This window comes from Streptomyces sp. BB1-1-1, from assembly GCF_031597775.1.
GTDB classification, from domain to species: domain Bacteria; phylum Actinomycetota; class Actinomycetes; order Streptomycetales; family Streptomycetaceae; genus Streptomyces; species Streptomyces thinghirensis.
Map to the genome: position 1 here is coordinate 8,726,954 of NZ_CP134203.1, position 15,007 is coordinate 8,741,960.

Below are 15,007 nucleotides of genomic sequence, written 5' to 3' on the forward strand. Positions count from 1 at the left end.
GTCATGCGGCAGCCCTTACTGCCTGGCCGCAAAACCAGACGGCTGCCATGAGGGCCTGCATCTGGGTGCGGTCGAACCGCCCGCCCGGCTTCAGGCCGCCCTCCAGCAGCGGCCGAATCGCGGCCGGGGCCTCCGTCAGGGCGGTGTGGATCTGGGCGTCGGCCCAGGCAGCCAGCGGCCCGTTCAGCCAGGCGGGGGCCGGGGAAGCAAAGCCGAGCTTGTCCCGGCTGCCCCAGACCTCCCGCGGCAGACCCAGGGCCTTCGCGGCGTCCCGCAAAATGCGCTTGCCCTCGGCCGGGTGGGCGATCTTGTGCTCGGCTGACAGCCGCCAGGACAGCTCGACCAGGTCGCGGGCGAGGTAGGGGGAGCGGCGCTCTAATGCGTAGGCGGAGGCGAGCTTGTCGCTGGTCATCACCAGCGGCCGCCAGGCCGTCGCCAGGTCGGCGAGGGTGAGGCAACGGGCCAGATCCCCGCCGGACCTGTCCATCGCGGTGGCGATGAGGTCGCGGATCCGCCCCTCGGGGTCGGGGCCGCGCAGGACGAGCCGGGTCACCGCCTCCGCCGGATCCAGCTTGTCTCCGGCGGTGCGCATAAGTTTCGCGGCCAACGGCCGGTAGGCGTCCATCCCGGCGGCCAGGACGGCGTCCGGGTCGAAGAGGACCAGGGCGTGGCGGATGTAGCCCATCAAGAACTCGTCCGGGCCGAGCCCGCCGGCCGCGACCTTCAGCCCGAGGCCGGCGATCTTCCGGTAGGCCATGTACTCGGAGAACGTGGACGCGTTGCCCATCGGGTAGTCGAGCGCGGACATCATGTGCGGCAAGGCCCTGGTGAAGTCGATCGGGCCCGGCTCGACCACCACGAGTTCGGCCCCGATGTCGGCCGCGACCCTCGCCGCGATCACGGATTCATCCAGCCGGTCCTGGCCGGGGTAGCGGACGGTGACGCAGACCGGCGGTCGCAGCAGGTAGGCCAGCACGGACGAGTCCAGCCCGCCGGAGAGTAGGAGCGCGAAGTCGCAGGCCGGGGCCCGCAGGGGAACCTGCTCGGCCAGGACAACGGAGAACTTCGCCAGGGCCTCGGCGTAGGTCCCGGTGAACGGCTGCCGGTCCTCAAGGCGCCAGTAGACGTGCTGGTCCAGCGAGCCGGTGGCGACATCGAAGGACAGCAGGGTGGCCGGGGCCAGCAGCTGGATCCCCTGGTAGGGGGTGTCGACGCCGACCGGCGTCTCGATCGCCAGCACCTCGGGCCGCAGGACCAGCGGCGCGGAGCCGTAGCCGGTCAGTGTGGTGACCTCGGAGGCGAACGCGAGCCGACTGCCGTCCAGCCGCCAGTAGAGTGGCTTCTCGCCGAGCCGGTCGCGGGCCAGGAACAGTTTCCCGACGCGCGGGTCATAGACGGCCAGGGCGAACATGCCGTCCAGCCCGTCCAGGCAGGACGGGCCGATCCTGGTCCAGGCCCGCAGCACGAAGTGCGCGTCTGTGTCCCGAGGGCCCAGATGGATGCCCCAGGCCTTCGCCTGCTGGCGGTAGTTGTAGATCTCGCCGTTGAAGGCCAGCAGTACCCCGCTCTTACGGTCGAGGTAGGGCTCCGGCGTCGCCTGCGGGTCGACGATCAGCAGCGTGTTCATGGCCAGCACCGCCCGGCCATCGGCCGCAGCGGCGTGCATGGTGCCGTCCGGGCCCCGGTGGGCCTGCGAGGCGCCCATCGCGCCGACCGTGTGCTCGTGCCGGACGGCGTCGGCTCCGGCCAGTCCTGCGATTCCGCACATATCTGGTTCACCCCCGAGTGTGGTGGTGCCTTGGCGGCGGCCGCCGCCGGAAGGAGATCCGTTCCGGTCCCGGCGGCGGCCTGGGCTCTCATCACAGCCGCCCGACAAGATCGCCGGGAGGGCTCGCAGGGGGGCTCACAACTCGCAAAGGCGGTTCGCGGCTGGGCCAGGAGGCATATCGTCAGTAGCCCAACACGCGGAACATGTACGGCTCTTCATCCCCGGTCGAGTACGGGCCCCGTGCTCCATCAAGTACAGACATACGTGCTCAACTGCTTGTTCGAGTCGTGCGTGGTCCGGCCTGTCACCGGCAAGGGAGAAGGTCGTGGCATCGACTACCCGCCGGACCCGTCCGCCCAACGCGGACCTGGCCCGGCTCATCGAAGCCAGCGGCGCGAGCCACAAGTCTCTGGCTCTGCGCGTCAACCAGCTCGCCCATGCCGCCGGGATAGAGACCGACTATTCGCATACTTCCGTGGCGAACTGGTGCAGGCGGGGGATGACGCCGAAGTGGCCGGTCCCGAAGCTGTTGTCGCAGGCCATCGGCGAGAGGCTCGGCCGGCCGGTCACGTTGGGCGAGATCGGTATGGGCGAGGCGGAGACAATCGACGCGGATGTGGGGTTGGATTTCCCGCGAGACCCCGCCGACGCTGTCCGCGTCGCCACTTCGTTCTGGAGCTCCGTGAACCGCCGCGACTTCCTGGCCGGATCCGCCTTCACCACCCCCGTCACCAGGTGGCTCGTCACCCCCGCCGACGAGACCGCCGACCATCGCGGCGGAAAGCAGGTCGGCCGGGCCGACCTCGACGAACTGCGCGAGGCCGCCGACGATGCCCGCCGGTGGGACTCCAAATACGGCGGCGGGAACTGGAAGGCGAACTCCGTCACCGACTGCCTCGACCACCGGGCCGGCCCGCTGCTGCAGGGATCCTTCTCGGACGAGATCGGCCGTGAACTCTTCTCGGTGACCGCCGAGCTGTCCAGGCTCGCCGGGTGGACGGCATTCGACGTCGGTCAGCATGATGCCGCCCAGCGGTACTTCATCCAGGCCCTCCGCCTCGCCCGCGCAGGCGGTGACGTGCAGCTGGGCTGCTATGTCCTGACCACCATGGCCATGCAGACCCTGATGCGGGGCTTCGCGTCCGAGGCCGTGGACATGGCCCAGGGCGCCTTCGAGCGGGCCAAGGGGCAGGCTGTCCCGAGAGTGCTCGCGTTCACCAAACTGATCGAGGCCCGAGCCCATGCCCGGGACAACGATGCCCGAGCGGCCTCCCGGGCCCTGAAAGCCTCCGAGGACCTGCTGGGACAGGTCAAGGACGCCAGCGGAGACGAACCCGCGTGGATCGACTTCTATCACCATGCCCGCCTCTCGGCGGATGCCGCCGAGGTCTTCCGCGACCTGAGAAATCCCAAAGCGGCCCTCGACTGGAACAAGCAGGCTGCCGCGATGCCGACAGGCGTGTTCACCCGGTCCGTCGGCATGCGGCTCGCCATCGTCGGGACCGCCCACCTCCAGGCCCGCGACCTCGACCACGGCCTCGAACTCGGCAACCGCAGCGTCGACATCCTCGCCCGCGTCCAGTCGAGCCGGGCCAAGGACTACGTCCGCGAATTCAACTCCGCCCTCGTCCCGTGGCGCCGGGAACCGGCCGTCCGTGAGTTCATCCAACGAACCCGGAAAGAACTCGGCGTCGCCGCCTGAACCCGGAGATACCGGTATCGCAGAGCGGCGCGCACCACCGCGCGCGGTGCAGGAAGGACACTTAATGTTCCAGTATGCCCAGATACGGGCCAGCTCGTGCAGAGCAGGGCCCGTCAACGATCGGGTAGCGCGATGCCGTCACCGGGCGTCCGATGATGCCCATTCCGGAACCGAACAGCACTGCAGATGAAAGAAGCTGCGTTGACATGATCTCAGCGCTTTGCGTGCAGACCATAGGGCGATCGCACATAAGGGCCTCACTGGCAGCGAATCGGTCGTCCGCGTTAGCAGCGCTTGCCGGTCGGCTCTGAGTTGCTCCCAGGTCTCGGTCTGTGTCCTGCGCAGCGCGCCCGGGCCCCCTTGCAAGGATGGGGTCCGGGCGCTCGGCGTCGGCGGGTCATCCGATGGCGATGCGGTCCTTCCAGTAGGAGCGGGCTGTGATGATTTCTGCTCCTGCGCCGGGGAGTACGTCGGGTTTTCCGGCGTATATGCGGACCGAGCCGTCTGCGCGGACGGTCCAGACGTCGGGGACGGAGTCGCCGGTGACGTCGGGGGTGCCGAGAATGTGAGGGATGGAGGCGCGGGACCAGCCGCCTCCGGAGTACGCGATGTCCGTGCCGCCGGCGGAGTTGGCCCCGGAGGCCAGTGATTGTAGGTCGACGCCGTTGCCCGAGGCGTGGGCGATGCCCTTGCGGAGACGGAGGGAGGCGCCCGGGTCGGTGCGGTAGATCATGTCGGCGACTCCGTCGCCGGATACGTCTCCGACGGTGACGATGTCCCGCTCGTCCCAGAGGGTTGAGGTGAGCCGGGTGGCGCTGCTGATCGTTGCCCCGTGATACCCGACCAGTGCCCATAGTTCCGTGCCGGCGCGGGCGAAGAAGTCGGTCCTTCCGTCACCGGTGATGTCACCGGCTGCCACGATCTGGTCGATGGACGCGGGTGACGGGGCGCCGGCCGGAAGGATTATCTCTCTTCGTTTGTCGACGTTCACCGCGCCGTAGCCGTCGCCCGGGTAGACCCACAGCTTTCCGCCGACCCTGACGACGAGGTCCTGGAGACCGTCTCCGCCGTAGATGTCACCGTTGTGTGTGATCAGGGAGTCCTTGAAGTGACCGGAGGGTGCGGCGACGAAGCTGGGAAGACCGTCTTCGGAGCCTGGGTCCTTGGCGGGATTGGCTCGGTAGGCGCCAGGCATGGAGTAGTCGAGGTCACCGCTGGCGCGGGTGAGGTCGGGGGTGGCCTGGGACGGATAGAGTGCGAGATTGCCCGCGGCGGTCACGACCATGAGGTCGGCGAGGTCGTCGCCCGTGAAGTCGCCGGCGTTGTCGGCTTCGTCACGTGGGCTGACGTAGAAGAAGTAGAGGGTCGGGGTGGAGGCGTTGCCTGCCGCGTCGACGGCACGGATGTACAGGACGTTGGGTCCGGCTGTCGGGGGCTTGGCGTCTGTGATGGTGGTCGGGGTGGTGACGGCGGTGCCGGCGGTACGGCTCTTGGAGAAGTTGTAGTTGGAGCCGTTGAACGAGTACTCGAAGCGGACGGTGTCGGTGGAGCCGGCGTAGACGGTGAAAGCGCCCGCGGTACCGAACTTCAGTTTCGACCAGTTGGCGTCCTCGGCGTCGTTGCCGAAGCCGTTTTCCGAGCCGTCTGCGTCGGGGAAGTCGGTGGAGGTGACTTTGGGACGCTTGGGTGCGCTGGTGTCCAGGATGAACCGGCAGGGCGTTTTGGCTGGCGAGTAGCCGGATGTGGCGCCCTTGTCGTCGATGCTGCGGACCCGCCAGGAGTACAGGGTGCCGTTGGTCAGTTTGCTGGTGGAGAAGGCGGGCGTGGAGCGCAGGGCGTCGCCGCCGGCACTGCCGGTGGACACCTTGCCTGTGGAGCCGAGCACGTCGCCAGTGGTGCCCCACTTGCCGGTGGGCCAGAGGTCGAAGTCCAGGTAGTCGAGGTTGCTGTCCTTGTCTTTTGCCCGCGCGGTGAAGGTGACGCTGCCAGCGCCCATCCGGACGTACGGCTCGGTGGTGGTGCACTTGGCGTCGGGGGACAGGTCGAGGTTGGTGGGGGACGAAGGGCGGCGGTTGTAGACGAGTTCGAGTGCTGGGCCGTTGTCGCCGTTGGCCTGGAACTTCTTCCAGGCGTATCGGGACTTCTCGTCGCGGGCGCGCAGACCGAAGGTGATTTTGGAGCGGCCGAGGTCGGCGTAGTTCTGTGCGGCCTTCTTCACGTCGAAGGTCTCGTAGGCGTCGCGGCAGCCGGACTTGTAGCCGTGCGCGAAGCTGCGGGTCTGCAGTTTGTTGCCGTCGGTGAGCTTTGGGGCGTTCTTCCAGTTGGTCTTCTTGCTGATCGCTCCGGTGACGTGGACGCTCATCGACCGTGCGCTGCAGGACCAGGAGTACGTCTCCAACAGGCGCAGCTTGGCGCTGCTGATCTTCGCGCCCTTGAGGTTCTTGTCGAAGTTCATGTTGAAGAAGGAGCGCGAAGTGCCCCAGGTGTCGGACTCGAAGCCGACCCGGGCCTCGTGGGTGCCGCCCTTGTTGAAGCCCTTGCCGTTGTAGAAGGTGGCGTTGGGGTGCCGGCTGTAGGCGGTCGTCCAGTTGTCCATGTGCTTGGTGACGGACGGGTCGACGAAGACCGGGTAGGTGGTCTCGGGAGCGTTGAGGAAGTCCAGGTCCGGGGTGATGACCCAGTTGTCGCCCGAAAGGTCGGACTCCACGGTGTTGCCCAGGGAGTCCGGCGATGGCCCGTCGAGCAGTGGGAGCGAGAGCGTTGCCGCTGACCCGGTCTGCGACGGGCCGGGGGTGGGTTCGGCGGGTGCGGTGGTCGGGGCGGTTTCTGAGGGGGTGACCTCTGGTCCGTCGGTGGGTGTGGGCAGGCTTGGGGCTTCGGATTCCCGGTCGGTCTGCTCGTCCGACTCGGAGTCGTTCGTCGCCTCCTCGGCCGGCACCTCTTCCGGTATCCAGGACGCCGAGGCGCTGGGCTCGGGGCTCTCCGAGCCGGTCGGCTGGTCAGTGGCTCCGACCTGTCCGTCGGTGATGGCGGGCTGGCCGGTGGAGTCCCACATCAGCGGGGTGCCGGAGCTGGCCACGTCGTTGCCGTAGAAGGTCTCGGCCGTGAGGACGCCGGACAGCGGGTCGAGGCGGAAGGTCAGGTCTTCGGAGGTGATGCCGTACGAGAGCTGATGCGCCAGCGGGTTGGCCGCGGCCGCCCGGTTCTTGAGGACGAGGAGCTGGGCGAAGCCGTCGTTGTCCGCGGTGAGGACAAGGTCGGCGCCGGGAAAGATCTCCGGGTACAGGGCGCGAGAGCCGTCGATGATGGGTGCTGGAACCGGGCCCGGCCAGGTGAGCTGGATGGCGTACTCGCCGGCATCACCGACGTAGAGCGTGACGAGGTCGCTCGCTCCGGCCGCGGTCGACGCATTCTTTGCCAGTGACACACGCTGAACCCCGGCCCGGGAGGGCCGCTCCGCGTTCTGCTTGCCTGAACCTGCGGTGAACACCATCCGGGTGCTAGTGGCTGTGGTCTCCCAGCCGGCCTCGGTGCGCCGCAGGTCGGTGTTGATCGCGCGCCATGCGCCGTCCTTGTGGACCCGGATCGGTGAGGCGTGGAACCGCGTGGCGAGTTGGCCGTCCGGACGGGCCCAGGTGGTGGAGCGCTCGGTGCGGTCCGCTGTGACCTCGATCTGCTTGCCCGTGCGGGCGGCCTCGACGAAGGCGGCGGACTCGGTGACCGCCTTCGTCCGCTGAGGTGCAGCTTGCTGATCTCCGTCGGAGCGCGTGTAGCCGGCGTAACCGATGCCGGTCGCCGCGATTGCCGTGGCGAGGGCGAACGCCAGGGTGCGGCGTCCGGGCATACGGAACTGACTGGTTGGCATCGTGAGAGGTCCCTTTCCCCATGCCCGGCATACGGATGAACGTGTGCGGGCTCCTCCGGAACGATGTGGCCGGCCATGGCGAAGCGGACCGTTCCGTACGGGGGCGCGGGCATGGCGGGGCGAGCTGATGATGACTCATGAGCCGCCTGTCGTCACCCTGTGGATTCTTGCGCCAGGAACTCGTGCCGGGCGATGTCCGTTCTTCCGGGAGTCACCCTGCTGAGGTTGATGAGCGTCTACCGCGCCGAGAGCGGGTCTCATATCGGCACTAACTCCCCCTGGATTTCGGTATTTGAGCGCTATCAGGCTCAATCAAGTGAGACCGGGTCCATGTCGGTATGTGTCGCTTATCAGGCGGATGACACCCGATCGGCTCCCCTTCGCGAGTGATTCTCACGTTACGAACCGTGACGATGATCACTAATGGTCTGAGCCTCTAGCGTTTCTTCACATCGCTCTCACAGAATTCGCCCGATCTGTTTCGTCCTGCGCGAGGTCCCTCTCCGGCCCCGCTCCAAGTGGTCCGGGGGGACCCTCCGTGTTCGGTCGATCTCGCCTTTCCCGCAGCCTGCGCGCCCGCAGAGCTGTTGTCGCTGCAGCTGGTGCCGCGGTGCTTGTCGGTCTGCTGCCCGCGACGGCGGTGGCCGTGCCGCCGGTCCCGCCAGTCAACGGACCGGGACGCGAAGCGCTGCGCCTTGAGTCACTTGCCGAAGTCGTTCCGGCCGACGGCAACCCGGTCAATCAGGATGTCGAGAGCCTGAAGACCGATGTTCCGCAGGACAGGGAGGCGGCGCCGCCCGGCACCGCCACTCCGCTTCCCGCGTCGACCACGACAGTCACGTTTGCGTCCGGTGCCGCCCGGAGCTCGTTCGCCGCCGAGTCGCAGTCGCTGGGCCAGGTCCCGGTCACGCTCGCCCCTGCCGAGGGGCAGCCCACCCCTACCGGTGCGTGGGGTGTCACGGTGGATGCCCGTACCGACGTCACTACGCAGGGTGTGGATGGTGCGGTCATCCGCGTGGACCCGCCGGACACGGGTGCGGTGCCGGTTTCGCTCTCGCTGGACTACGACACCTTCGAGAACCTCTACGGCGCTGACTGGGGCTCCCGTCTGCGTCTGGTCCAGTTCCCTGCCTGTTACGTGGCCACTCCCGATGTCGAGGAGTGCCAGGCATACACGGAGCTGGAGACGGTCAACGACCCGGACACCAACACGGTCTCCGCGACCATTGATCCGGCCGCCGACGACGCGCTCGCCACGGCGTCCGAAGATACCTCCGCTCAGTCAGCGGGCTCCCGCCTGCTCGGCGCGGAAGGCAGCGGCGACTCCACCGTGATCGGCGCGGTCGATTCCGGAGCCGGCCCCGGTGGCTCGTTCAAGGCGACGCCCCTTGCCTCGACCGGCTCCTGGTCGCATGCCGGCAGCTCCGGGGCCTTCGTCTGGTCCTACCCGCTGACCGTTCCGGCGCCCCCGGCCGGTCCCGCTCCGACGGTCGGGCTCACCTACAACTCGCAGTCCGTGGACGGCCGCACGGGCGTCTCCTCCCCGCAGGCCTCGTGGATCGGCGAGGGCTGGGACTACGACCCCGGCCACATCGAGCGCCGCTACCGCAGCTGCAAGGACGACCGGAGAACCCTTGATGCCGGCGCCCCCAACAACACTGCCAAGACCAACAAGACCTCCGACCTGTGCTGGGTCTCGCACAATGCGGTGATGTCCCTCGCCGGCCGGACCACCGAACTGGTCCGCGTCGGCACTACCAACACCTACCGCCCCGCGTCCGACGACGGCACCCGGATCACGCTCAAGACCGGTGCGGCGAACGGCGACAACGACGGCGAGTACTGGGAGGTGACCACCACCGACGGAACCCTCTACACCTTCGGCCGCCACGAGGTCGGCGGAGGCCACGCCAACACCAACTCCGTCTCCACGGCTCCCGTCTTCGGCAACCACCCCGGTGAACCCTGCCACGCAACCGCCTTCGCCGACTCCCGCTGCGGAGCGGGGAAGCAGCAGGCATGGCGCTGGGGCCTGGACAAGGTCGCCGACGTCCACGGCAACGTGATGGTCGTCAACTGGAAGCAGGAGACGAACTACTACGCCGTCCGCGACAAGCGCAAAACCCCGGAAGGCTACGAGCGCTTCGCCTACCCCACCACCATCGACTACGGAATGCGCTCGGACGACCTGTCCAAGCCCTCCGCGCAGATCAGCTTCGGCGTCAAGCAGCGCTGCCTGAAGTCCACCACCGCCTGTGACGCGGCGAACTTCGCCAAGACCGACGACCCCGGCGCCTACCGCCCCTGGTGGGACACCCCCGGCAACCTCAACTGCAAAGCCACATCCAAGCTCTGCCCCGGCTTCCCGTCCTTCTGGACACAGATGCGCCTGGACACCATCACCACCCTCGGCGCCCGCCCCGGCGTGACCGGCCTCGCCAAAGTCGACGTCTACACCCTCCACCAGTCATTCCCCGCCGACTGGTACGACACCTCCCCAGGACTCTGGCTCAACTCGATCACCCGCACCGGATTCGGCCCCGGCGACACCACCGGCACCGTCCAGTCCAAGGACGGCGTGAGCTTCGCCGAGTACCGCGTCGGCTCCTCCTCACCGCTCCAGTCCCGCCTGCGTGACCGCCAGCTCCCCAACCTCGTCCGCACCGGCCCCAAGGACCAGCGACCCGCCTTCACCCGCCCCCGCATCGGCACCGTCGCCACCGAGGCCGGCGCCGACATCGAGGTCGAGTACACCGGCGGCTGTGCCACCCCGCCTTCTGAGGACAAGGAGAAGGCGAACGGAACCTGCTACCCCGTCCGCTGGTCCCCGGATGGCGACGAGCGGAACCCTCCCAAGCACTGGTTCAACAAGTACGTCGTCGCCTCCGTCGTCGAGACCGATAAGGTCACCAACCACGGCGTGCCGATCGTCACCAAGTACAAGTACACCGGCCCGGCCTGGGCCAAGTCCGATGACGAGTTCCAGCGACCGGCCCTGCGCACGTACAGCGACTGGCAGGGATACCGTCAGGTCGCCGTGACCAAGGGCAGCAAGACCACCTCCAGCAAGACCGGAAACGACGACCCGCAGTCGCAGTCCTACTCCGAGACGCGCTACTTCCTCGGCACCGGCGGTGAGGTCAAGGACACCACCGGCACCTACACCCTGGCCGGCGACGACGGCCGCCAGTACGCGGGCCAGGTCGCCGAAGCCCTCACCTACAAAGACTCAGGCAAGCAACTCGTCAAGCGCACCCTGAACTTCCCCTGGTCCAAGCAGACCGCCTCCCGCGCCCGGGAAGCGGAGGACGGCTCCGCCATGGACCCGCTCCTGGCCCACCGCGTCGGCATCAAGCGCACCGACGACATCCAGTCCCTCGACGACGGATGGCAGTCCAAGCGCACCCTCACCACCGCCGACGACACCTACGGCCTGGCCACCGAGGTCGAAAGCTTCGTCGTCAAACCCGACGGCAACGGCGGCGAAACGCGCTCCGAGCAGGAATGCACCCGCAACACCTACGTCCACAACACCGACGCACACCTGATCGGCCTGATCTCCCAGACCCGCACGATCGCCGTGCCCTGCACCCAGTACGTCGGCGCCAACTACGCCACCCACCTGCTGCGCTCCATCCGCACCAGCTACGACAATCTCGCCTACACCGCCACGCCGATCAAAGGCTCGCCCACCACCGTCGCCGAATCCAACGGCGACGGCGACGCACACAGCATCGTCACCACCACCACGTACGACCCGCTCGGCCGCATCCGCAAGGTCACCAGGCCCAATCAAGGAACGACCGAGAACGTCTACACGCCGGCCGATACCGGGGGCCCTCTCACCGGCCTCAAGACCATCAATGCCCTCGGCCACTCCACCACGACCGCCTTCGACCCCGGCCGCGCCCTCCCCCTCACCGTCACCGACCCCAACGGCCGCGTGACCCGGTACGAGTACGACGACCTCGGACGCCTGCTCAAGGGCTGGTCCCCGACCCGCTCCAGCGGCTCGCAGACCCCCGACGTCCAGATCAGCTACCAACAGGCCGCCGCCACCCCCTCCAGGACCAGCCCTGCCGCTGTCACGACCAAGACGCTTAAGGATGACGGCAGCTACGCCTCCTCGGTCACCATCTACGACGGTCTCCTCCGCCCGGTCCAGACCCAGAACGAGGCCCACGGCCCCGGCCGCATCATCACCGACACCTCCTACGACGACCACGGCCGCACCAGCATCGTCACCAGCGGCTACCTTGCCGCGGACCAGCCGACCACCACTCTGTTCCAGCCCAGGTCCACGACGCTCATTCCCAGCTACGTCAAGACCCAGTACGACGGCATGGGCCGCACCATCCGCCAAGCGACCTACCACGACGGCGACTTCCAGCACGAGACCTTCACGTCGTACGGGCCCAACACCGTCCACGTGAACCCCCCGGGCAACACCTCACCGGCAACTTGGACCACCACGGATGCCCTCGGCCGGGTCACTGAGATCGAGCAGTACACCGACGCCAACCAGTCGGAAACCCGGTCGACCCGCTACGCCTACGACGTCCGCGGCAACCGCTCGGAAGTCACCGACCCGGCCGGCAACAAATGGACGTACAAGTACGACGTCCGCGGCCGCCTAATGGAGGCCGCCGACCCGGACACCGGCATCACCAAGACGACCGCGTACGACGGCGCCGACCGTCCCCTCGCCACCCTCGACGCCAACGGCAAGTCCCTGCACACGACCTACGACGCCCTCGGGCGAGTGACCGCTGTCCGCGAGGGGTCAGCCACGGCCAACCCGATCAAGTCCTTCACGTTCGACGCCGCCGGCGCCCTCGGCATGCCGGTCGCCTCGACCCGCCACACCGCAGACGGCGACTACGTCGACAAGATCACCGGCTACACCACCGACTACCAACCCACCGGGCGGGACATCACCATCCCCGCCAACCCCAAAACCACCGGACTCTCCGGCACATACAGCTACACCTACGGCTACACACCTACCGGCAAGCCTCTCTCGGTCACCTACCCCTCCAAGGGAGGCATCTCCTCCGAGAAGGTAGTCACCCGCTACAACGAGGACGGCCTGCCCGAGTCCACGGCCGGCTCCAGCTGGTACACCGCTGACGTCACCTACTCCCCATTCGGCGAAGTCCTCCGCACCGTCTCCGGCTCCCAGCCCTACCGCGTGTGGACCACCAACTTCATCGACCCGCACACCGGACGCCTCCAGCGCACCGTCGCCGACCGCGAAACCGCTGCACCTCACCGCATCACCGACAGCTACTACTCGTACGACGCCACCGGCACCATCACATCGAATGCCCGCAAGCTGAGCGAAGCCTCCGGCTCCACGTGGGACACGCAGTGCTACACCTACGACGCCCTCGGTGAACTCGTCCACGCCTGGACCTCCAACATCACCCCCACCGGCACAGGCAACGGCTGCAAGACCGCAGGCGGTGCCACCTTCGGCTACCGCACCGACTACGCCGACTCGTCCGGCCCAGTCGCGGACGCCCCGAACGCGGCCACCGACACCTCCAGCCCGGACGCCTCACTGACCAGCACGCTCGCCGCAGCCGCCCCGGCCCCCGGCACGGTGGCAACTTCCGCCACCGCCTACCGCCAGGCATTCAGCTACGACTGGCTCGGAAACCGCTCCACTCTCACCGAGCACAACATCACCGACTCCACCAAAAACATCACCTACCGCTCCGGCTACGGCACCATCGGCGGAAACGGTGCAACCGGAGCGGTCATCACCCAGCCCCACACCCTGGGCTGGGTCTCCACCACCCCCATCGGCACCGGCAGCGCCTACACCTACGACCTGGCCGGCAACACCACCAAACGCGACCTCGCCAACGACACCCAGAGCCTCACCTGGACCGCCGAGAACAAGCCGGCCACTGTGACCACCGGCGCCACCACCGTCGCTTACACCTACGACACCGGCGGCCAACGCCTCCTGGAGAGCTCCAGCGAAGGCTCCACCCTCTACCTCCCTGGCGGGGAACTCACTACCGACACCACCGGAAAGATCACCAAGGCAACCCGCAACTACGCTCACCCCGGCGCCCCGACAGTCGTCCGCACCTCAAACGGCACTACCACTGGCCACACCCGCAACATCCAGCTCACCGACCATCTCGGTACCGCCAACACCACCATCCAGATGGCAGCCAACCAGCCGGTGACCAGGCGAGCCTTCAAACCATTCGGTGAGGCCCGCGGTCCCAAACCGACCTCATGGCCAGACAGGCGTAGCTACCTCGGTACCGGCATCGACGACACCGCCACCGGACTGACGCACATCGGCGCGCGCGAGTACGACCAGACCAACGGCCGCTTCATCAGCGCAGATCCGCTGCTGGACATCACGGACCCGTTGCAGATGAACGGCTACTCCTACGCCAAAAACAGCCCCATCAGCACCAGCGACCCCGACGGCCTGAGGCCGGTCACCGACTGCGACAGAGGCTGCCAGGACGGAAATAGCACCTACCGGGACTGGATGAGGCCGAACGGTGACGGAACCTGGTCCTACGCTCACGAAACCTCCGTTTATACCTATGACGTCGAGGGCGACCTCCACAGCGTCAACCGATTCGGCACCTTCCACCCGAAGATGGGCAAAAGAACCGAGGTCAAGCCGTACAACCTAAAGGCCCAGAACAACGCACTCAAGTTCATGGCCTCCCTCGTCTTCCCCGACGTCGAATCGTGGAAGAATACGCTCACCGGAGAGGCAAGCGGCTCGGACTACGCTGGCGTCGCCACGGATCTCCCCTTCTTGAAAATCTTGAAGCTGGTACCCGATTCGATTGCGAAAAGGGGTAAAGAGGCTGTCGAGAAATGGCTCAAGAAGAAGTCAAAGGAAGAGCCGTCGGGGTGTAAATGCTTCCTTCCCGGCACCCAAGTCCTCATGGCCGACGGCGAGACCGAGAACATCGAGAAGGTTGAGGTCGGCGACCAGGTCGTTGCCACAGACCCGGAAACAGGGGAGACCCGCCTCCGCAAGGTCACCCGCCTGATCGTCACCGAAGACGACAAGCACTTCAACGAACTGACCATCGAAACACCCGATGGGCCCAAGAAGCTCACCGCTACACACGAACACCCCTTCTGGGTCCCTGAGATCGGCGCCTGGGTCGAGGCCCGCAACCTGTCCGCAGGCACGACCCTCAGAACCCCTGACGGCACCACCGTCCGCGTCATCAGCAACCGTGCGTACACCAAGCACGCTCGGACGTACAACCTCACAGTCGAAGACCTGCACACGTACTATGTACTGGCGGGCGCCACACCGGTACTCGTTCACAATTCGAATGGCCTGTGCGGAACCGCAGCGCTGGAAAATGGGGACTGGCAGCACATCGTGGATCGGCACCGGCCTGGCGGTGCGAAGGTCGACGATAAGGCCGGAATCCTCACGGGCAAGGCCAAGCATGTTCGCGGTCGAATAGCGGAGACCATAAATCGAGGGACGCCGAGAGCGAACACGCCGGACCCTGAGACCGGTAGGCCCCGCGCCGGGCAGATATATGAATGGGACTTCGGTGTTCCTGTGGGCAGGGCTGGTCCGGCGAATGGCGGTGGAGAGTTGACAAGCATCCGCGTCATCGTCAACGACGGTAAAGTCGTGACGGCGTTCCCGTTCTAGACG

General features: G+C 67.2%; 4 protein-coding genes. 2 read left to right on the forward strand and 2 right to left on the reverse strand.

What is annotated here, in order from left to right; translation table 11 throughout:
• Nucleotide 1 precedes the first annotated feature (1 nt).
• On the reverse strand, nt 2–1,768 hold the full coding sequence (locus RI578_RS40210) for an asparagine synthetase B (RefSeq protein WP_310869095.1): 1,767 nt from the start codon (nt 1,766–1,768) through the stop codon (nt 2–4).
• A gap of 325 nt (nt 1,769–2,093) precedes the next feature.
• On the opposite strand from RI578_RS40210, the gene RI578_RS40215 reads away from it, so the two are divergent.
• On the forward strand, nt 2,094–3,470 hold the full coding sequence (locus tag RI578_RS40215) for a sporulation protein (protein ID WP_310869094.1): 1,377 nt from the start codon (nt 2,094–2,096) through the stop codon (nt 3,468–3,470).
• A 397-nt stretch (nt 3,471–3,867) separates the two neighbouring features.
• Here RI578_RS40215 and RI578_RS40220 read toward each other — a convergent pair whose 3' ends face one another.
• The gene (locus RI578_RS40220) at nt 3,868–7,335 is read right to left on the reverse strand and encodes a DNRLRE domain-containing protein (RefSeq protein WP_310869093.1); all 3,468 of its coding nucleotides are present in this window, start codon (nt 7,333–7,335) and stop codon (nt 3,868–3,870) included.
• A gap of 610 nt (nt 7,336–7,945) precedes the next feature.
• Between RI578_RS40220 and RI578_RS40225 the strand changes: the two genes are divergently transcribed.
• Nucleotides 7,946–15,004: a polymorphic toxin-type HINT domain-containing protein gene (locus RI578_RS40225; RefSeq protein WP_310869092.1), complete on the forward strand. Its 7,059-nt coding sequence runs from the start codon at nt 7,946–7,948 to the stop codon at nt 15,002–15,004.
• The last annotated feature ends 3 nt before the right edge of the window (nt 15,005–15,007 follow it).